This window comes from Pseudaeromonas sharmana, assembly GCF_042649925.1.
Classification (GTDB): domain Bacteria; phylum Pseudomonadota; class Gammaproteobacteria; order Enterobacterales; family Aeromonadaceae; genus Pseudaeromonas; species Pseudaeromonas sharmana.
Genome location: NZ_JBHSAF010000006.1, coordinates 22,476 through 41,235, shown reverse-complemented (window position 1 = coordinate 41,235; position 18,760 = coordinate 22,476). Strand labels below are relative to the sequence as shown.

General features: G+C 55.0%; 20 protein-coding genes. 14 read left to right on the top strand and 6 right to left on the bottom strand.

What is annotated here, in order from left to right:
• Position 1 precedes the first annotated feature (1 nt).
• The 7 genes from mutL (at position 2) to ACFOSS_RS06580 (ending at position 8,182) form a co-directional block, all read left to right on the top strand.
• Positions 2-1,831 (top strand): DNA mismatch repair endonuclease MutL, encoded by a 1,830-nt coding sequence (gene mutL, locus ACFOSS_RS06610; RefSeq protein WP_377151386.1) that lies wholly within the window; start codon positions 2-4, stop codon positions 1,829-1,831.
• Complete coding sequence (gene miaA / locus ACFOSS_RS06605) at positions 1,824-2,771, top strand: tRNA (adenosine(37)-N6)-dimethylallyltransferase MiaA (RefSeq protein WP_377151384.1); 948 nt, start codon at positions 1,824-1,826, stop codon at positions 2,769-2,771. Before mutL ends, miaA begins: the two co-directional genes overlap by 8 nt.
• 60 nt (positions 2,772-2,831) lie before the next feature.
• Positions 2,832-3,092, top strand: a complete 261-nt coding sequence (gene hfq / locus ACFOSS_RS06600; protein WP_377151382.1) for an RNA chaperone Hfq — start codon at positions 2,832-2,834, stop codon at positions 3,090-3,092.
• Positions 3,093-3,160: 68 nt separating this feature from the next.
• The gene (gene hflX / locus ACFOSS_RS06595) at positions 3,161-4,447 is read left to right on the top strand and encodes a ribosome rescue GTPase HflX (protein WP_377151381.1); all 1,287 of its coding nucleotides are present in this window, start codon (positions 3,161-3,163) and stop codon (positions 4,445-4,447) included.
• 44 nt (positions 4,448-4,491) lie between these two features.
• On the top strand, positions 4,492-5,664 hold the full coding sequence (gene hflK, locus ACFOSS_RS06590) for an FtsH protease activity modulator HflK (protein WP_377151379.1): 1,173 nt from the start codon (positions 4,492-4,494) through the stop codon (positions 5,662-5,664).
• Between the two features lie 3 nt (positions 5,665-5,667).
• Positions 5,668-6,555, top strand: coding sequence for a protease modulator HflC (gene hflC / locus ACFOSS_RS06585; RefSeq protein WP_377151377.1), 888 nt, complete (start codon positions 5,668-5,670; stop codon positions 6,553-6,555).
• Between the two features lie 328 nt (positions 6,556-6,883).
• Entirely contained in the window at positions 6,884-8,182 is a 1,299-nt protein-coding gene (locus tag ACFOSS_RS06580) for an adenylosuccinate synthase (RefSeq protein ID WP_377151375.1), read from the top strand.
• Between the two features lie 73 nt (positions 8,183-8,255).
• Here ACFOSS_RS06580 and ispB read toward each other — a convergent pair whose 3' ends face one another.
• Positions 8,256-9,227: an octaprenyl diphosphate synthase gene (gene ispB / locus ACFOSS_RS06575; protein ID WP_377151373.1), complete on the bottom strand. Its 972-nt coding sequence runs from the start codon at positions 9,225-9,227 to the stop codon at positions 8,256-8,258.
• Between the two features lie 248 nt (positions 9,228-9,475).
• Between ispB and rplU the strand changes: the two genes are divergently transcribed.
• The 7 genes from rplU to folA all read left to right on the top strand — a co-directional run bounded on the left by rplU (position 9,476) and on the right by folA (position 14,366).
• Positions 9,476-9,787: a 50S ribosomal protein L21 gene (gene rplU, locus ACFOSS_RS06570; RefSeq protein ID WP_377151371.1), complete on the top strand. Its 312-nt coding sequence runs from the start codon at positions 9,476-9,478 to the stop codon at positions 9,785-9,787.
• Positions 9,788-9,805: 18 nt separating this feature from the next.
• On the top strand, positions 9,806-10,063 hold the full coding sequence (gene rpmA, locus ACFOSS_RS06565; protein ID WP_377151369.1) for a 50S ribosomal protein L27: 258 nt from the start codon (positions 9,806-9,808) through the stop codon (positions 10,061-10,063).
• Positions 10,064-10,204: 141 nt separating this feature from the next.
• Positions 10,205-11,374 (top strand): Obg family GTPase CgtA, encoded by a 1,170-nt coding sequence (gene cgtA / locus ACFOSS_RS06560; RefSeq protein WP_377151367.1) that lies wholly within the window; start codon positions 10,205-10,207, stop codon positions 11,372-11,374.
• A 56-nt stretch (positions 11,375-11,430) separates the two neighbouring features.
• Positions 11,431-12,501 (top strand): FUSC family protein, encoded by a 1,071-nt coding sequence (locus tag ACFOSS_RS06555; protein ID WP_377151365.1) that lies wholly within the window; start codon positions 11,431-11,433, stop codon positions 12,499-12,501.
• A gap of 93 nt (positions 12,502-12,594) precedes the next feature.
• Complete coding sequence (locus ACFOSS_RS06550) at positions 12,595-13,386, top strand: threonine/serine exporter family protein (RefSeq protein ID WP_377151363.1); 792 nt, start codon at positions 12,595-12,597, stop codon at positions 13,384-13,386.
• Positions 13,383-13,850, top strand: coding sequence for a threonine/serine exporter family protein (locus ACFOSS_RS06545; protein WP_377151362.1), 468 nt, complete (start codon positions 13,383-13,385; stop codon positions 13,848-13,850). Before ACFOSS_RS06550 ends, ACFOSS_RS06545 begins: the two co-directional genes overlap by 4 nt.
• Before the next feature lie 12 nt (positions 13,851-13,862).
• Positions 13,863-14,366, top strand: a complete 504-nt coding sequence (gene folA / locus ACFOSS_RS06540; RefSeq protein ID WP_377151361.1) for a type 3 dihydrofolate reductase — start codon at positions 13,863-13,865, stop codon at positions 14,364-14,366.
• Between the two features lie 63 nt (positions 14,367-14,429).
• On the opposite strand, the gene ACFOSS_RS06535 is transcribed toward folA, so the two are convergent.
• The 5 genes from ACFOSS_RS06535 to surA are packed head-to-tail and all read right to left on the bottom strand — an operon-like array spanning position 14,430 to position 18,740.
• Entirely contained in the window at positions 14,430-15,257 is an 828-nt protein-coding gene (locus ACFOSS_RS06535; RefSeq protein ID WP_377151360.1) for a symmetrical bis(5'-nucleosyl)-tetraphosphatase, read from the bottom strand.
• 7 nt (positions 15,258-15,264) lie between these two features.
• Positions 15,265-15,636, bottom strand: coding sequence for a Co2+/Mg2+ efflux protein ApaG (gene apaG, locus ACFOSS_RS06530; RefSeq protein WP_377151359.1), 372 nt, complete (start codon positions 15,634-15,636; stop codon positions 15,265-15,267).
• 4 nt (positions 15,637-15,640) lie between these two features.
• Positions 15,641-16,453 (bottom strand): 16S rRNA (adenine(1518)-N(6)/adenine(1519)-N(6))-dimethyltransferase RsmA, encoded by an 813-nt coding sequence (gene rsmA, locus ACFOSS_RS06525; RefSeq protein ID WP_377151358.1) that lies wholly within the window; start codon positions 16,451-16,453, stop codon positions 15,641-15,643.
• Entirely contained in the window at positions 16,450-17,439 is a 990-nt protein-coding gene (gene pdxA / locus ACFOSS_RS06520) for a 4-hydroxythreonine-4-phosphate dehydrogenase PdxA (RefSeq protein WP_377151357.1), read from the bottom strand. The genes rsmA and pdxA overlap by 4 nt, the downstream gene beginning before the upstream one ends.
• Entirely contained in the window at positions 17,439-18,740 is a 1,302-nt protein-coding gene (surA, locus tag ACFOSS_RS06515; protein WP_377151356.1) for a peptidylprolyl isomerase SurA, read from the bottom strand. Before surA ends, pdxA begins: the two co-directional genes overlap by 1 nt.
• Positions 18,741-18,760: the final 20 nt, after the last annotated feature.

The following is an 18,760-nucleotide window of genomic DNA, read 5'->3' as shown; positions in this document are numbered from 1 at the left end:
TATGCCGATTAGAGTATTACCGCCGATTCTGGCCAACCAGATTGCAGCGGGTGAGGTCGTTGAGCGTCCGGCGTCGGTAGTCAAAGAGCTAATCGAAAACAGTCTCGACGCCGGTGCAGACCGCATCGAGGTTGAGCTGGAGAAAGGTGGCTGCAAGCTGATCCGCATCCGAGATAATGGCGGTGGCATTCCCAAAGATGAATTGGTCTTGGCATTGCAACGCCATGCGACGTCGAAGGTGAGCACGCTTGACGATCTGGAGGCGATAATCAGCCTCGGTTTTCGCGGGGAGGCGTTGGCGTCTATTAGCTCTGTGGCGCGCCTGACTCTGACATCGCGGACTGCCGAGCAAGCCGAGGCCTGGCAGGCTTCGGCTGAAGGCCGCGACATGGCCGTCAGCCTGCGTCCGGCCGCGCATCCGGTCGGAACGACAGTTGATGTAGTGGATCTGTTTTTCAACACGCCGGCCCGGCGTCGCTTCTTGCGTAGCGAGAAAACCGAGTTTGGTCACATCGACGAGTTGCTGCGGCGGCTCGCGTTAAGCCGTGCGGATGTCAGCCTGTTATTGCGTCATAACGGTAAACTGGTGCGTCAGTACCGGGCGGTACGTGGTAGCGGATTAACCGATCTGCAACAGCGCGTCCTCGCCGTTTGTGGCAAGGAGTTCTTGTCCCAGGCTTTACATCTGCATAGTGAGCACCATGGTTTGACGCTGTCGGGTTGGATATTACCACCGCCTGCGGTTACTGATTCGACACCCGAAGTGCAGTATTTCTACGTCAACGGTCGCATGATGCGCGACCGCCTTATCGCGCACGCCATTCGGCAGGGATATCTGGAAGCGCTGGGTGTCGAGTGCAGTCCATCGTTTTTGCTGTTTCTGCAACTGGATCCGCATCAAGTCGATGTCAATGTGCACCCAGCCAAGCACGAGGTCCGTTTTCATGAGTCACGCTTGGTGCATGATTTCGTCGTTTCGGTCGTTCGCGGGGCTCTGGACGAGGGCATGCCACTGCCCGGCCGTCATGGTATGACGGAATCGGAGACCATTACTTCGAGCTCCCCTGTGACGGCCGAGCCCGGTGCCGCCTATCAGAGTGCGGCCGCTGCGCCGTCTCGTTCGCAGCTGCGTGGCCATGATCATGGTTATCAACGCCGAATTGATGGACATGCTGTGTCATCTCCTGTCAGTCGAGCTTACAGTGAGGCCCATCATCAATTGATGACCAGCTTGCCACTGAGTATGCCCTCATCTGCTGTGCAGCCTGATTCGGTACCTTGGCGTTTTCTGTCGCGAGTGCAAGACGACATCGCATTAATTGCTGATACCGCAACCCATGGCGTGCGTCTGGTTCATTTACGTCGACTCTGGTGCGTGTTTGAGCAACAGCAATTACTGGAACAATGGCAGCGCCAGGGAGTGGTCTCGCAACCCTTACTGATGCCGGTTAGTCTGCCCTTGACCACTGCACAATGGGAGGGGGTTGCCACGTATGCCGACGAGCTGAAACAGATGGGCGTTGAGTGGCAAAAGCAGGCTCGCAACTTGGTGCTGTACCGGGTACCGGCCTGTTTACGCAATAGCGATGTAAGTCAGAGATTTTGTGACCTGCTTGCGCAATTGGCTGTTGATCATGGTGCTGAAATGCAACGTGCCGAGGTGTTGTGCCATTGGCTGGCGCAACAAGCCGATTTCAGTTTACCGGATGAGGCGGCGATTGTTCGATTATTGAACGACTGTTATCAGCTTCATCCAGAATTATTTGAGCTGCCATTTACCACAAAAGTGCTGGATCTGACGCAGCCCTTACAGGATTTACTCAATGCATAAACCCTTAGCTCTTTTTTTGATGGGGCCGACTGCATCAGGCAAGAGTGCCTTGGCGATGGAGCTGGTACAGCGATTGCCGTGTGACATCATCAGTGTCGACTCGGCGCTAATATACCGGGGCATGGACATAGGGACGGCCAAACCCACGGCCGATGAGTTGCGCAGGGCTCCACATCGGCTGATCGATATTCGTGACCCGGCAGAAAGCTATTCTGCCGCGGAGTTTTGTGCTGACGCCCTAGCCGAGATGGAGGCCATTACCGCGGCAGGGAGAATTCCCTTATTGGTCGGCGGCACCATGCTGTATTACAAGGCGTTGCTTGAGGGATTGTCACCACTCCCGCCTTCCGATCCTGCCGTTCGCGCGGCATTGCAAGACGAAGCGGCCAGCGTCGGATGGGCACAACTTCATCACCAGCTGGCCCAGATCGATCCGGTTGCCGGAGCCCGGATTCACCCCAATGATCCACAGCGCATTTCGCGGGCTTTGGAAGTGTTCCGCATCAGTGGCAAAACGTTGACGGCATTGACGGCGCAGCAAGGGCCACAGCTCCCGTATCAGGTGTTGCAATATGCGATAGCCCCACAGACGCGTGATGGTTTGCGGGCGCGCATCAGCGAGCGTTTTGAGTTGATGTTGGCGAGCGGCTTTGAGCAAGAAGTGCGGCGGTTGTTTGCACGAGAAGATTTGCATCCGGGATTGCCGTCGATCCGTTGTGTCGGTTATCGTCAGATGTGGGATTATTTATCCGCAGAGCTCGATTATGCACAAATGCGTTATCGGGGAGTTGTCGCGACATGCCAGTTGGCAAAAAGACAGCTGACCTGGTTGAGAGGTTGGTCACATACTGTGACATGGCTTGAGACCGGAAGTCAGATGAATCTTGATATCATTTTGCGCGACGTTGGTTCTGGCCACTTGACAGGCTATAATCGCTAACGCCTTGTTAAGAAAATGGCAATAATTTAGTACTACAAACAAATATAAGGATTAAAAAATATGGCTAAGGGGCAATCACTTCAGGATCCATTTCTGAATGCGCTGCGTAGGGAGCGGATTCCCGTTTCTATTTATCTGGTGAATGGCATCAAACTGCAAGGCCAAATCGAGTCTTTTGACCAGTTCGTCATTCTGCTGAAAAATACCGTCAGCCAGATGGTCTACAAACATGCTATCTCCACCGTGGTGCCATCACGTGCGGTTCCGCACCATCAGCACTCGGCTCCTGCTTCTGGAAGCGATGCAGCCACAGAAGAATAACTTCGTTGGTTTCTATTGCCATCCGTAAGATGTAAGCCGGGAGATTCCCGGAGTTAAGGAGTTACCGCTTGTTTGAGCGTTATGAAGCTGGCGAACAGGCCATTCTGGTTCATGTCGATTTCACGGATGAAGGGGCGCGCGAGGATCTGGCTGAACTGAAAATGCTGGTCAGTTCAGCCGGGGCTAATATCCTTTCGGTTATGACGTGCCGCCGTCCTGTTCCCCAGCCCAAGTTCTTTGTCGGCACGGGTAAAGCTGAAGAAATTGCCGCCGAAGTGCGAACAACGGGCGCCGATCTGGTGATTTTCAATCACGCCCTCACGCCTGCACAGGAGCGTAATCTAGAACGGGTTTTCGAATGCCGTGTGCTGGACCGCACCTCGTTAATTTTGGATATTTTCGCCCAGCGAGCTCGTACCTATGAAGGTAAGTTGCAGGTTGAGTTGGCTCAGCTCCGACATTTGTCTACCCGGCTGGTCCGTGGCTGGACTCACCTTGAGCGACAGAAGGGCGGCATCGGCCTGCGCGGGCCTGGTGAAACGCAGCTGGAAACCGACCGTCGACTGGTGCGAGAGCGCATCACCACGATTTTACGGCGGCTCGAGAAGGTAGAACGTCAACGGGAGCAGGGGCGTCGCGCCAGGACCCGGAATGAGATTCCGGTGGTGTCCTTGGTCGGATATACCAACGCCGGAAAATCCACGCTGTTCAACCGCATGACTAACGCCGAAGTCTATGCTGCGGATCAGCTGTTCGCCACGTTGGATCCAACGCTCAGGCGCATCTCGTTACCCGATGTCGGTACTGTCATCATGGCGGATACTGTAGGGTTTATCAGGCATTTGCCTCATGATTTGGTTGCCGCCTTCAAGGCGACGCTGCAAGAAACCCGTGATGCCGATTTGCAGTTGCATGTTATCGATTGCGTGGATGAGCGGATGGCGGACAACATGCATCAGGTGCAGTTGGTGCTCAAAGAGATCGACGCCGACGATTTACCGCAGCTGCTGGTATATAACAAACTGGATGCCATGGATGGGGCAACCCCCCGCATTGAGCGCGATGATCAGGGCAAGCCTGTCGCCGTCTGGCTATCCGCCTTGAGTGGTGAGGGATGCGATCTGTTGATGTCAGCATTGACCGAGCTGCTGTTGCCGGGCATAGCGCAGATTGTGCTTTGTCTGCCGCCAGAAGAGGGGCGCATCCGCAGTCTGCTGTATAAAATGCGTATCATTGAAACGGAAGAACACGATGAAAATGGGGAGTGGCGAGTAAGGATTCGCCTGCCACTAAGTGACTGGAATCGTCTTTTGAAGCAGGAAGGGGAGCGCTTACGTGCCTTTATTGTCACCTGATTGCTTGCTAAAGTGCGGACAAACAACAAGAAGTGGAGACGCCAATGGCTTGGAATGAGCCCGGAAATAATGGGAAAGACCGAGATCCGTGGGGAAATAGTGGTAAGAGTAACCAGACGCCTCCCGATCTGGATAAGGTATTTCGGAATTTGATGCAAAAGCTGGGGGGCTTGACTGGTGGCCGACGTCCTGGTGGTGACATCAATGGTGTGGGCATCACTGTCGTCCTGATGATTGCGTTGGTAGCCTGGGTTATCAGCGGCTTCTATACCATTAAAGAGGCTGAGCGTGGTGTAGTGCTGCGGTTTGGCAAATTCTATGAAAGCGTTGAACCAGGATTGCGCTGGAAGGCGACCTTTATCGATCACGTGATACCGGTCGATGTCGAGTCGGTGCGCTCCTTGCCGGCTGCCGGCTTTGTTCTGACACGTGATGAGAACGTGGTACGTGTCGAGATGGATGTCCAGTATCGCATCGCCGATGCCCGCAAGTATCTGTTCAGTGTCACCAATGCAGATGACAGTCTCAGCCAGGCAACCGACAGTGCATTACGTTATGTCGTCGGCCATAACACCATGGATGATGTGTTAACCCGAGGCCGGGAGAAGGTGCGTCAAGATACTTGGCAAGAACTTGAGGATACCATCGAGCCTTACGATATGGGGATTGTTGTCGTGGATGTTAACTTCTTGCCAGCGCGTCCGCCGGAAGAAGTGAAGGATGCCTTCGACGATGCCATCTCTGCCCAAGAAGACGAAGAGCGTTTCATTCGTGAAGCAGAGGCGTATGCCCGTGAAGTAGAGCCCAAGGCGCGCGGCCAGGTTAAGCGACTGGAAGAAGAGGCGTTAGCCTATAAAGAACAAACGGTACTGAAGGCAACAGGTGAAGTCGCTCGCTTTAATGAGCTGCTGCCACAATACCAAGCCGCTCCCGATTTGACTCGCCAGCGTATTTATCTGGAAACCATGGAAGAGATTTACAGCAAGGCGAACAAAGTGCTGGTTGATTTGCCGCAAGGCTCAAACAGCATGATTTATCTTCCGCTCGATAAGCTGACTCCTCCTGCTGCTCAGGGTGGACGCGCCGCTCCGGCGACAGCCGGAGCCAATAGCCAGTTACCGGTACGCAGTTCCAGCTCTGGCGAGCAGGCTTCGGATACGGTCGGACTGGACAGTGCGCCGTTACGCAGCAGTGAGCGAACCGTGGGGAGATATTAATTGATGAAGAAAATCGTACTTGGTGCACTGGCTGTAGTGTTACTGATTGGGGCGTCATCGGTGTTTGTGGTCGATGAGGGGCAGGCAGGTATTGTCGTGCAGTTTGGTAAGGTAAAACGCGATGGTGATCTGCCCCGAGTCTATCAACCCGGTCTGCACTTCAAAGTCCCGTTAATCGACGAAGTGAGAAAACTTGATGCCCGGCTCCAGACCATGGATGCTCAGGCCGATCGCTTTGTTACTTCGGAGAAAAAAGACCTGATCATCGACTCCTACGTCAAATGGCGTATCGAGGACTTTGCCAAGTTCTTCCTCGCGACGGGTGGTGGCAATCGAGTGCAGGCTGAGTCGTTGCTGAAGCGCAAGATCAACAACGGCCTGCGTTCCGAGATCGGTGGCCGCACCATCAAGGACATCGTTTCAGGTGAACGCACCGAGGTGATGGAAAAGGCCTTGCTGAGTTCCGCCAGCTCTTCCGAGTTGGGGATCAAAGTCATTGATGTGCGCATCAAACAGATCAACTTGCCGTTGGAGGTATCCAACTCCATCTATCAGCGTATGCGTGCCGAGCGGAATGCTGTTGCCCGCGAACACAGATCGCAGGGTCGTGAAAAGGCGGAGTTTATCCGTGCTGATATTGACCGGAAAGTGACCGTCATGCTGGCGAATGCCGAGCGTCAGGCGCGTCAGCTGCGAGGTGAAGGCGATGCCGAGGCAACGCGTATCTATGCAGAGACGTACAAGAAGAGCCCTGAGTTCTTCTCGTTTCTGCGTAGTATGGAAGCCTATCGCAAGAGTTTTGAAAACAGCGGTGACGTCATGGTGCTGAGGCCGGATAGCGAATTCTTCCGTTACTACAGAGACCAAAATGGAACTGCTGCTGCCAAGTAGCGAGAAAAGGCCCTGTCATAGGGCCTTTTTCTATTTATGCGATAAAAAAACGGCTGATTAGTCAAAGCGTCGACGCCGGCTGATATGCGTAGTGATTCATGGTGATATTTAGGCTAGGGGGCGAGTGTTTTGCTATTTATTAGTCAACAGATGAGCATCAACACAGAGCATTCCGGTTGAGCGAGATGGCCAATTGCGGTATACGTGTCGCCGGCATGGATAGCTTCGCCATACGGCATCCCTTTGCTGCTATTTTGGGCACAGGGTGATTCCGACGGGTGGCTTTCTTTGGTAGAATTCTTTTTTAACCAACTGCAGATAATTGAAGATGGGACAGAGCGTCGTAATCCTCGGAACCCAATGGGGTGACGAAGGCAAAGGCAAGATTGTCGATCTGCTGACCGACAAGGCACAGTATGTAATTCGCTATCAGGGTGGCCACAATGCCGGTCACACACTGGTCATTAACGGTGAAAAAACCGTGCTCCACCTCATTCCTTCCGGTATTTTGCGTGACAACTGCAAATGCATCATCGGCAATGGTGTTGTGTTGGCGCCGGATGCACTGCTGAAGGAAATGGCTGCCCTCGAAGCTCGCGGCGTTCCGGTGCGTGAGCGTTTGCTGCTAAGCGAAGCCTGCCCTCTGATTCTGTCCTACCATGTTGCCCTCGATCAGGCTCGTGAAAAGGCGCGAGGAGCTAAAGCGATCGGGACGACTGGTCGTGGCATCGGTCCGGCCTACGAAGACAAGGTCGCGCGGCGTGGGCTGCGAGTCGGTGATCTGGCCAATATGGCGGTTTTCGCCGAGAAACTGAAAGAGGTGATGGAATATCACAACTTCCAGTTGACCCACTATTATGGTGTCGAAGCTGTTTCTTACGAGGCTGTTCTGGCCGAAGCTCAAGGCTATGCGGCACTGTTGACCTCCATGGTTGTCGATGTAACTGACTTGCTCGACAAGGCGCGGCAACGGGGTGATCGTCTGATGTTCGAAGGTGCACAGGGCACCTTGCTGGATATCGACCATGGTACCTACCCGTATGTTACCTCCTCCAATACCACTGCCGGTGGGGTTGCCACAGGTTCAGGCTTTGGCCCTCGTTACGTCGATTATGTGCTGGGAATTGCTAAAGCCTACACTACGCGTGTTGGTGGTGGTCCTTTCCCGACGGAGTTGCATGACGCCATCGGGGAACAGCTCGGAACGCGCGGCCAGGAGTTTGGCGCGACAACCGGACGTAAGCGCCGTTGTGGTTGGTTCGATGCGGTTGCGATGAAGCGTGCTATCCAGATCAACTCTGTCTCCGGCTTTTGTCTGACTAAGCTGGATGTGCTGGATGGGCTGGAAACCGTCAAGATCTGTACTGGTTACCAGTTCCCGGACGGTTCGATTCGCGATGTTCCGCCTATGTCTGCCGATGATTACGAGTTGGTCACCCCGGTCTATGAAAGCATGCCGGGTTGGAGCGAGAACACTTTCGGTGTTAAGACGCTGGAGGCCCTGCCTGAAGCGGCTCGCAATTACATCCGTCGTATTGAAGCGATCACTGGTGTACCTGTCGATATCATCTCCACAGGTCCGGACCGCGACGAGACCATGATACTGCGTCACCCGTTTGCCGATTAATAAATCGCACCAGCTGTAAAAATAAAGCCGATCGAATTGATCGGCTTTATTTATTGTGCCGTAGGTAGTTTGTTCAGGTGTTGCGATGGACAGCCAGATCAGCCAGCGCAAGCAAGGCACTGCGGTATTGTGAGTCTGGTAGGCAAGAGAGTGCCTGTTTTGCTTTTTCAGCCTCGGCTTCAGCTTTACGCTGACTATAGTCGAAGGCACCTGTCTGATGCAGTATTTCCAGTATGCGCTCCAGATAATCTATGCCATCACGCTCTGTGATAGCCCGACTCAGCAAGGCTCTGTCGCTGTCATTGGCGGTGCGCATGGCATGAATTAGCGGCAGGGTTGCCTTGCCCTCGGCTAAATCATCTCCCACGCTCTTGCCCATGACGTCGCTGTCCGCTGTGTAGTCCATGACGTCGTCGATGATCTGAAATGCCGTACCCAGGTAGCGTCCGTACTCTTGTAATGCCAGTTCAGTCCGCGCATCCGAACCTGCAAGTACCGCAGGTAGCCTTGTTGCCGCCTCAAACAGCTTCGCGGTCTTGCAATAGATCACATTGAAGTAGGCGTCTTCACTGAGATGGGGGTCATTGCAGTTCATCAACTGCATGACTTCACCCTCAGCGATGACATTGGTTGTCTCGGCAAGGATCTCCATGACCTTCAGATTGCCGATTTCGGCCATCATCTGAAATGCTCGGGTATACAGGAAATCGCCAACCAATACGCTGGCCGCATTACCAAACAGCGCATTGGCCGTGTCTCTACCCCGGCGCAGGTCGGATTCATCGACGACATCGTCGTGCAGCAGTGTCGCTGTATGGATGAATTCAATGATACTGGCCAGCTTGATATGCTCGTCATGCAGATAATTGAGTGCTCGTGCCGCCAGAACGGTCAGCATGGGGCGCATGCGTTTGCCGCCGCCACTGATGATGTAAAACCCGAGTTGATTGACGAGCGGGACATCGGACTGCAGACGTTGCATGATCTGGGTGTTGACTGCCTGCATGTCGTCAGAGGCGAGGGCACGAATTGCGTGTTGATCCATGGCGATGAGTTTGAGTTCCAAATACGCGGCATTGCCGATCTTGTATTCACGGATTCTACATGAATTGTTAAACTAATGCAGTTCTCGGTGTTAGCCTAATGTTGGCACACTCTGTGATCATAAATTGGTCGTTAATCCATAAATGGGCTTGCCTGTCATAGGTAAGTTGCGTAGAATGCGCGCCCATTGTCATCAAGTTTTTTGTGCATCGCCTTATGTATGGCAGATGCCCAATTCGGAGTTTAAACATGTACGCTGTTATCCAAAGTGGCGGCAAGCAACACCGTGTAGCTGAAGGCCAGGTTGTTCGCCTGGAGAAGCTGGAAGCTGAAACCGGTGCTACCGTAGAATTCGATAAGGTTCTGATGGTTGCCCAAGGCGAAGAAGTGAAGGTCGGCGCTCCTTATGTTGCTGGCGGTAAGGTTCTGGCTGAAGTTGTGGCTCACGGCCGTGGCGAGAAGGTCAAGATCGTTAAGTTCCGTCGTCGTAAGCACCATCGTAAAGAGATGGGCCACCGCCAGTGGTTCACTGAAGTTAAAATCACTGGTATCACTGCTTAATTCTGAGGAGACCATCAAATGGCACACAAAAAGGCTGGCGGTTCTTCCCGCAACGGTCGTGATTCCGAAAGTAAGCGCCTCGGCGTTAAGCGTTTCGGTGGTGAAAGCGTTCTGGCGGGTAACATCATCATCCGTCAACGCGGTACCAAGTTCCACGCTGGTGACAACGTAGGTTGTGGTAAAGACCACACCCTGTTCGCTCTGGCAGCTGGCAAGGTCAAGTTCGAAGTCAAGGGTCCGAACAACCGTAAGTTCGTCAGCATCGTTGCTGAATAATTGACACGACAGACATCAGAGGCCCTGCCGATTGGCGGGGCCTTTGCTTTTCTTGAACAGAAAAGAGTCCTCGTTGATGTGTTCCCGGAGTCTCTATAATTGCCCCATAGGCGGTACTCAGGGGACAGGAGTGGTTAAGACATGAAATTCGTTGATGAAGTCCAGATCCGCGTTGAGGCGGGAGATGGCGGTAATGGCTGTGTCAGTTTCCGTCGCGAAAAGTTTATCCCGAATGGCGGGCCGGACGGCGGTGACGGTGGCGATGGCGGAGATGTTTATCTGCTGGCCGACACCAACCTCAACACCCTGATCGACTATCGTTTTGAGCGCTTTCATATGGCCGAACGTGGCGAGAATGGTCGCGGTGCCAACTGTACTGGTGCACGAGGTAAGGATCTGGTGCTGAAAGTGCCGGTGGGGACGCGCGCTCGCGATGAAGATACGGGCGAGATCCTGGGTGACCTGACCAAAGAAGGCCAGAAGTTGATGGTCGCCAAAGGCGGATTTCATGGTTTGGGTAATACCCGTTTCAAGAGTTCAGTCAATCGCGCTCCTCGTCAGAAGACGATGGGAACGCCAGGTGAAGTACGCAACTTGCGCATGGAGCTGCTGCTGTTAGCAGATGTCGGCCTGTTAGGATTGCCGAACGCAGGCAAGTCGACATTTATCCGTGCCGTGTCAGCCGCGCGTCCGAAGGTAGCGGATTACCCGTTCACTACCCTGGTGCCCAATCTGGGTGTGGTGCGGATGGGCGAGCGTAATTCGTTTGTGATCGCGGACATTCCTGGCCTGATCGAAGGTGCAGCTGAAGGCGCAGGGTTGGGGATCCGTTTTCTCAAGCACCTTGAACGATGCCGTGTGCTGCTCCATCTGGTCGATATTCTGCCGGTCGATGGCTCTGACCCAGCCGAAAATGCCAGGACGATTATTCATGAGCTGGAAAAATACAGCCCGGAACTGGCAGCCAAACCACGATGGTTGGTGTTCAACAAGCTGGATCTGGTGCTGGAAGAAGAAGCCGATGAGATCATTGAGCGCGTGGTAAAAACGCTGGCATGGGAAGGTGCTGTTTACCGTATATCGGCTTTTGACAAACAGGGCACCGATCCTATCTGCTACGATATCGCAGGTTTGTTGGAAACCTTGCCGCGTCAGGAAGAGCTGGAGCAGACAAAGCCCGAGCGTGCTGAATTTATGTGGGATGACTACCACAAAGAGCAACTGGCACAGCATAGTGACGGCGAGAACGACGACGATGATGATGACTGGGATGATGATGACTACGATGTAGAAGTCATCTACACCCGCTAACCAGCATCCAACCCCGCGACTCTCCCTTGAGCGCGGGGTGTCTGTTTGGAGATTTCATGTCGATTTTTGCCGCCCCCAGCCGTATCGAGCAGTTCGTTTATCGTCATATTCGCATCATTCATGTCTTGAAGATCTCGTTGGCGCTGCTGATAGCCCATCTGTTGAATTATCTCTATCCGTTGCCCTACCTGGCGTGGACCTCGGTCACTATCGTCATCATTATGCTGACCTTGCCCCAGGTGGGAGGGGCGCTGGAAAAATCCATTCAGCGGGTCATTGGCACACTCTGTGGTGCTTTATATGGTATCGGCATCCTGTATCTGACGGCTAACCCCTGGATCACTGCGCTGCTGGCGTTGCTGGCGATCGCCTTTGTTACCTGGCGAGCCAGTGGCAAGATGAGTTATGCCTATCTGGTGGCCGGATTCACACTGATGATAGTGCTGGACGGTGGGGAGCAGGGAATGACCGAGGCCATCTGGCGTACCGCGACCATACTGCTGGGCTGCCTGATCGCCATTGCCGTGTCGCAGTTGGTTTTGCCCTTGCGCGCGCGTAATGAGTGGCGCTGGTTATTGGCCTCGACATTACAGGGGATGTCCCAGGTCTGGCTGAGCCATCTGTCTCCCAACGTGCATCGCCCGTTAAAAACCAGAGGACGCCTGAAAGCGCTGGAGCGGCATGTTCAGCGTCAACAAGGCTTGTTGCGCTCAGTGACGTTGGAGAGCCGTGCCCTTCGGCATTCGCAGCGCGAGCTCGAGCAACTGGTTGAGGCTCAGGGGCGTTGTCTGTTGCTGATTGAACTGATTGCGCAAAGCCGTTGGGAAACCGCAGCCAGTGAACAGGAAATTCAACATAACTTCGGGATTGGATTGCGTGCGCGCTCGCTTGCTGGCTGGATGAAAGAGGCTGCCGCGTTTTGTCGGGGCGAACGCAGTGATTTGGTAGTTCTAGAGTCGGTGCTCGAATTGAAGCAGGAGTTGCTATCCCAGCTAGAACTGCAAGCCCATCCGGTTCTGAATACCTATGGCTACAGCTGGTTGATTTATCAATGTGGCTTGCAACTGGCCTTGATTGATAGATTGTTGCGTAGTCTGGTTCGCCAGAGCCAATGCACTCATGAGTGATTCTTGATATGGGTTAAGATCGCTCACGGCGCCGGATAGTACAATCTTCGCCCCGTTATCGGGCCTGTTCGCACACCTTCAAGGACGAAAGCGATGCCACAGCACAAGATTCTGACCCGGGAAGAGCAGACGGACGTTACGCGCGTACTCGTCAAAACTGCACAGATGCTGGCTTCCTGCGGGGCAGAGAGCCGGATCATTGAACAGACCACCTGCCGCCTTGGCCATGCGCTGGGCGTCGAGAGTGTCGAGATGGCGATTACCCCCAGCGCCATTATTCTGACCACACTCAATCATGGTTCCTGCATCACCACCACGCGCCGTATTCATGAGTTTGGCATTCATATGCAGGTGCTGTGTGAGATTCAGCGTATCTGCATCCTGGCGGAAAAGCGTCTGTTGGAGAATACGGTAGAGGTCCGTGCACGGCTGGATGCGATTAAACCCTTTCGTTACAACCGTTGGCTGGTTGTGCTGATGATCGGTCTCTCCTGTGGTAGTTTCAGCCTGCTGTTTGGCGGTGACTGGCCCGTATTTTTTATTACCTCGCTGGCCTCATCAGTTGCGATGGCGGTGCGCCAGGAAATTGCCTATCGCCATTTCAGCCCCTTGCTTAATTTTGCCGCGACGGCGTTTGTCGCGACTGTGATTGCCAGTATGGCTACCCTCTTCAACCTCGGGAAACAGCCGGAGCTGGCCATGGCCGCCAGTGTGCTGCTGCTGGTTCCAGGCTTTCCGTTGATTAACGCTGTGCTTGATGTCGTCAAGGGCTATTACAACATGGGGCTGGCACGTTGGCTGACGGCTACCATGCTGACGCTCAGTGCGACAACGGGAATTGTCCTGGCGATGAAATTAACCGGCGTCTGGGGGTGGCAGCCATGAGAGAGGTCGTTACGCTGGTGCTGTGGGATGCCTTTTGGTCTGCGATTCCAGCAGTGGGCTTCGCGATGTTGTTTTCTGTCCCGCCCCGCTTTTTAAAGTATTGTGCTGTGGTGGGGGCACTGGCACATAGCCTGCGTGCCTTATTGGTGCACTATGGCCTCCCCATCGAATGGGCAACATTGGCGGCCAGCAGTCTGGTGAGCCTGACGTTTGTCTATCTGTCTCGCCGCTTGCTGGCGCCGCGGCCCGTTTTCACGGTGGCCTGTATCATTCCGATGATCCCGGGCAAGTTTGCGTTTAATACCATCATAGCGGTGCTGAGTATGAACAGTGAGGGGGCGAGTGCCCATCTGATATCAGCGGCGCTGGAGAACGGACTGAAAACACTCATTATTTTGGTGGCATTGAGTTTCGGACTCGCTATTCCGCCGTTGATCATTTACCGTAACCGGCCAATTGTCTGACCGGGAGTTGTCATGCTGATTTCGCTGATCGTGGCCATGGCGCATGGCCGAGTGATAGGTGCCAATAACCAGATGCCATGGCATATGCCGGCCGATCTGCGCCATTTCAAGCAGATGACGCTGGGCAAGCCGGTCATCATGGGGCGGCGCACCTACGAGTCCATTGGGCGCCCTTTGCCGGGCCGCCGTAATCTGGTTATCTCGCGACAACCGGCGTGGTCTGCTGACGGCGTGGAATGCTGTCCTTCGCTCGATGCGGCTTTGCACGCGGTGCAAGGTGGGGCGGAGGTGATGATCATCGGTGGTGGTCAGCTATATCGTGAGGCGCTACCTCGAGCGGATCGGTTATATCTGACCCACATTGATTTACAGGTTGAAGGGGATACCTGGTTTCCTGACTACCTGGCGGCTGGCGATGAGTGGCGAGTTCTCAGCCGTGAGCATCACCCCGCGGATGAGCACAATCCCTATCCCTACTGCTTTGAGATCCTGGCTCGAGCCGGCGTCCAGGCTTAACCGTGTCAGTGTCGAAGCGTTAACATGCACGCCGGGGTGCGGATTGTTAACGCTGGCTCGAACTCAGTCGCCTTTGGCATACACAGGACAGCCGAGGCTGAATATGGCGTCATCGTCCCATCGCCACATAGTGAGCTGGTTTCCCCAGACACAGCCAGTATCCAGCGCATGAACCCGGGGGACGGGACACTGTCCCATCAGCGCTGCCCAATGCCCAAAGATCAGATCGGGTTCCTCCTCATGAGCCTGTCGCAGTTCAAACCATGGAATCAAGCCTGGATGGGGTTGTTTGGGTGAGACTTTACTGTGGAAGTCCAGGCTGCCATCCGGCGTACAAAAGCGCATGCGTGTGAAAGCGTTGATGATGTAGCGCCAGCGTGGGAGCCCGGCCAGTCGAGGATCCCAGCGCGCAGGGTCATTGCCATACATATGACACAGCAGCCAGTTTCCTTGATCGCTACGTAGCAAGTCTTCGACCTCGCGCGCGCAAAGGCGGGCGGTGGCCAGATCCCACTGCGGGGGCAAGCCTGCATGTGTCATCATCAGGGGGGCTGTCGGATGCTCGGCCAGCAGCGGTTGCATCCTTAGCCAATGCAATAGACGATCCGCATCCTGAGCCTCAAGCAGCTCGGTCAAACGATCTTTCTTTTTGGGTTTTGCATAGCCTGCCGCTGTGGCCAGCAAGTGCAAATCATGGTTGCCAAGTACGGTGGTGGCGCGAGCGCCTAATCCGATGACAAAGCGCATGACCTCCAGCGATTTCGGACCGCGCGCCACCAGATCTCCGGTGAGCCAGAGCTCATCTTGAGCGGGATCAAATCCCGCCATATCCAGCAGGCGACGCAACTCGTCGTAACAGCCCTGAATATCGCCTACACAGTAAATTGCCATAGTTTAATCAGTGAAATAGGTGTGGCATCGCCAGCGTAAACAGCGGGATCGACTCATCGAACAGATTGCCATCGGCATCCTGAAAGGTATAGCTCCCCTCCATAAAGCCCAGCGGCGTTCTGAAATGCACGCCACTGTTATAGGCGTAGCTTTCGCCGGCAGCGATGTGGGGTTGCTCACCCACCACGCCGACGCCCTGGACCTCATGACGTTGGCCGTTGGCATCGGTGATTAACCAATGTCGTTCCAGCAATTGCACGCTATGTGCCAATCCGTTTTCGATTTCTATCGTATAGGCAAAGTGGTATTCGGCTTCCTCAGGCTTGGACTCATCATCCAGATAGAGCGAATATGCGCGAATGACTATTTTGCCGCTCATGTATCTAGCCTTGCCCCTGGGCGGACAACCAGTTAGCTATGGTGACAAACTGCTGCAGTGTCAGGTTTTCCGGACGCAAGTTGGGATCGATGTCGAGCGCCGTCAATGCGTCTTCCGAGATGAAATTGCGCATGCTGTTGCGGATTGTCTTGCGCCGTTGGTTAAAGGCCTCCATGCAAACACGGTGCAGATCTTCAATACGGGTCGCCGGATAGGGCAGCACTTGATGGGGGACCAGACGTACGACCGCCGAGTCGACTTTGGGGGCCGGTTTGAACGCCCCCGGGCCAACGTGCAGCACCGGAATCACCTGACAGTAGTACTGTGCCATGACGCTGAGACGGCCGTATGCCTTGCTGTTCGGGCCGGCGGCGAGGCGGTCAACCACCTCCTTTTGCAACATGAAGTGCATGTCACGAATTCCGGCTGATTGTTCGAATAGATGAAACATCAAGGGGGTCGAGATGTTGTACGGCAAGTTGCCAAACACCCGCAGCGGGCGCGCGTCGGTGCGCAAGCTGCTGAAGTCGAACTTCATGGCATCGGCCTCATGAATCGACAGCTTGCTACTCAGCAGAGGGTGATGACGCAGGCGTTCGGCCAGATCCCGGTCCAGCTCGACGACGTGCAGATGCTGGATTTGACTGGCGACGGGTTCGGTCAGTGCGCCGAGCCCGGGGCCGATCTCCACCATGATGGCGTCATCACTTGGCGCTATGGCCGCGACTATATTGTCGATCACATAGTGATCATGCAGGAAATTTTGCCCAAAGCGCTTGCGCGCCGTGTGGCCGAGGTGAACTTTATCATTACTCATGAGCGTGCATTTACCATATCGAGGGCTTGTTGCAGCGCAGTCAGCAGACTACCCGCATCGGCCCGACCCGTTCCTGCCAGATCCAGGGCCGTGCCATGGTCAACAGAAGTACGGATGAAAGGAAGACCCAGGGTGATATTGACAGCCTTGCCAAACCCCTTGAATTTCAGTACCGGCAATCCTTGATCGTGGTACATGGCCAGAACGGCATCGGCTTCCTTGAGATACTTGTCCTGAAACAGGGTATCCGCGGGGAGGGGACCGACCAGATCCATGCCGCGTGTACGCTGAGCTTCCAGCACAGGTTCGATAACCTCGATCTCCTCTCGCCCCATGTGTCCACCTTCACCGGCGTGAGGGTTCAAGCCGCACACCAGAATGCGGGGAGATGCGATGCCAAATTGCTGCTGTAAATCCTGATGCAGGATCTCGAGCGTACGAGTCAGGCTGTCCGCTGTGATGGCGGCCGAGACCTCTTTCAGTGGCAGGTGCGTTGTCGCCAGGGCGACACGCAATCCGCTGGTGGCTAGCATCATCACCACCTGTTCACGGCCCGCCAGTTCGGCAAAGAACTCGGTATGGCCAGTGAAGCTGACCCCGGCATCGTTGATCACGCCCTTATGTACAGGTCCGGTGATCAGCGCAGCAAATTCGCCATTCAGCGCCCCTTGGGCGGCACGTTGCAGCGTCGCCAGCACATAACCACCATTGCGTGCGTCGAGCTGGCCAGGTATTTCCTCGGCGCTCAGCGCGATCGCTTCGACGGTGACCACTCCCGCAGGTTGTGGGCGCGCTGCGCGAGCGGCGTTGTACGGTTCAATCCTGATTTCAAGTCCCAGCTGCTGCGCGCGTCGTTGCAGCATAGCGGGGTCGGCAACCACGACCAGCTCGGCAGGCCACGCGCGCTGACTCAAGCCCAGAATCAGGTCCGGGCCTATGCCTGCGGGCTCGCCGGGTGTCAATACCAGACGCGGGGTGGTGTGCATCAGTTAGCCTGCCCGTTGATGATGTTGATGTAGGCCTCATCTCGCAACTCATCCAGCCAGACTTGCACTTCCTCGGCAAAGCGGCGGTTGTAAATCATCTGATAGGCGCGATTCTTCATGTTTTCATCGGTTGCCTGCTGCTGACGACGCTCTTCGAGTTGCACTATGTGCCAGCCATGGCTGGAGCGGAAGGGGGCGCTGTACTGGCCTGGCTCCAGCTTCATCAGAACATCCCGGAACTGAGGATCGTAGATATTCGGATCGGCCCAGCCCAACTCCCCGCCTTGCACCGCAGAGCCTGGGTCTTCGGAGTATTGTTCGGCCAACTTGGCAAAATCGGCATGACCCGACTTCACTTCCGCCAGGAATCCGGCCAGCATCTGCTTGGCCTTAGCGTCCGTCAGGATGATCGAAGGTTGAAGCAGGATATGTCGGGCGCGGACCTCAATTTGTTGGCTAGCATTGGCGCCGCGTGTTTCAAACACCTTCACGATGTGCAAACCGGCGCCTGAGCGCAGTGGGCCGACGATGTCACCCGGGGTGGCATCGCGGGCGGCATCAGCCAACAGGGTCGGCATCTCCTCCAGTGTCATCCAGCCCCAGTCCCCGCCCTCCAGCGCCTTGGGCCCCGCACTTTCAGCGATGGCCATTTTGCGGAAATCAGCGCCCTTCTTCAGTTCAGCAATCAGTTGCTCGGCTTTTGCAGCAACGCGGGCCTGCTCGTCGGCGTCGGCATCCGCGGATAACGCCAGCATGATGTGTCCGACGTGGTATTGCTGTGCCTTTTGGCCTTGAGACTGCATGAATTTGACGACCTGTTGCACTTCCTGGTCGGAAATATTGATGCGTTGGCGCACCTGATTGCGGCGGATTTCGCTCATCAACATTTCACGGCGGACTTCATCGCGAAACTGCGCTTCATTCAGCCCTTTGCTGTGAGCCTCTTGCCGCAGTTGATCCACGCTCATTTTTTGTTCGGCAGCGATGGAGGCAATGGCTTGATCCAGTTGGGTATCGCTGACGCGCAAGCCCTGGCGATCGGCTAATTGCAGCACCAGACTCTCGCTGATCAGCCGATCGAGAGCCTGTTTGCGTAATTGCGCTTCGTCTGGCAACGACTGATGGGCCGCAGCGGCATCGAGCTGAACCTTGTTCACCAGCGTGTCGAGCTGGCTTTGTAAGATCACATCCTGGTTCACGACTGCGACGACGCGATCCAGCGTCTGGGCTTCCGCCTGCAGCCCGAAACCGGTACAGACCAGAAACAGGCCAAGCAGGGTGTTACACAGCTTTTTGTTCATCAGTTTCATTCCCGATGGTA

Excerpts from the sequence above, each read along its gene's own strand:
- miaA (WP_377151384.1), top strand. The coding sequence starts at position 1,824 with ATGCATAAACCCTTAGCTCTTTTTTTGATGGGGCCGACTGCATCAGGC.
- apaG (WP_377151359.1), bottom strand. The coding sequence starts at position 15,636 with ATGAGCGGCAAAATAGTCATTCGCGCATATTCGCTCTATCTGGATGAT.
- ACFOSS_RS06545 (WP_377151362.1), top strand. The coding sequence starts at position 13,383 with ATGAGAGAGGTCGTTACGCTGGTGCTGTGGGATGCCTTTTGGTCTGCG.
- ACFOSS_RS06535 (WP_377151360.1), bottom strand. The coding sequence starts at position 15,257 with ATGGCAATTTACTGTGTAGGCGATATTCAGGGCTGTTACGACGAGTTG.
- hflC (WP_377151377.1), top strand. The coding sequence starts at position 5,668 with ATGAAGAAAATCGTACTTGGTGCACTGGCTGTAGTGTTACTGATTGGG.
- hfq (WP_377151382.1), top strand. The coding sequence starts at position 2,832 with ATGGCTAAGGGGCAATCACTTCAGGATCCATTTCTGAATGCGCTGCGT.
- rplU (WP_377151371.1), top strand. The coding sequence starts at position 9,476 with ATGTACGCTGTTATCCAAAGTGGCGGCAAGCAACACCGTGTAGCTGAA.
- surA (WP_377151356.1), bottom strand. The coding sequence starts at position 18,740 with ATGAACAAAAAGCTGTGTAACACCCTGCTTGGCCTGTTTCTGGTCTGT.
- folA (WP_377151361.1), top strand. The coding sequence starts at position 13,863 with ATGCTGATTTCGCTGATCGTGGCCATGGCGCATGGCCGAGTGATAGGT.
- ACFOSS_RS06550 (WP_377151363.1), top strand. The coding sequence starts at position 12,595 with ATGCCACAGCACAAGATTCTGACCCGGGAAGAGCAGACGGACGTTACG.
- ACFOSS_RS06580 (WP_377151375.1), top strand. The coding sequence starts at position 6,884 with ATGGGACAGAGCGTCGTAATCCTCGGAACCCAATGGGGTGACGAAGGC.
- rpmA (WP_377151369.1), top strand. The coding sequence starts at position 9,806 with ATGGCACACAAAAAGGCTGGCGGTTCTTCCCGCAACGGTCGTGATTCC.
- mutL (WP_377151386.1), top strand. The coding sequence starts at position 2 with ATGCCGATTAGAGTATTACCGCCGATTCTGGCCAACCAGATTGCAGCG.
- ACFOSS_RS06555 (WP_377151365.1), top strand. The coding sequence starts at position 11,431 with ATGTCGATTTTTGCCGCCCCCAGCCGTATCGAGCAGTTCGTTTATCGT.
- hflK (WP_377151379.1), top strand. The coding sequence starts at position 4,492 with ATGGCTTGGAATGAGCCCGGAAATAATGGGAAAGACCGAGATCCGTGG.
- pdxA (WP_377151357.1), bottom strand. The coding sequence starts at position 17,439 with ATGCACACCACCCCGCGTCTGGTATTGACACCCGGCGAGCCCGCAGGC.
- cgtA (WP_377151367.1), top strand. The coding sequence starts at position 10,205 with ATGAAATTCGTTGATGAAGTCCAGATCCGCGTTGAGGCGGGAGATGGC.
- ispB (WP_377151373.1), bottom strand. The coding sequence starts at position 9,227 with ATGGATCAACACGCAATTCGTGCCCTCGCCTCTGACGACATGCAGGCA.
- rsmA (WP_377151358.1), bottom strand. The coding sequence starts at position 16,453 with ATGAGTAATGATAAAGTTCACCTCGGCCACACGGCGCGCAAGCGCTTT.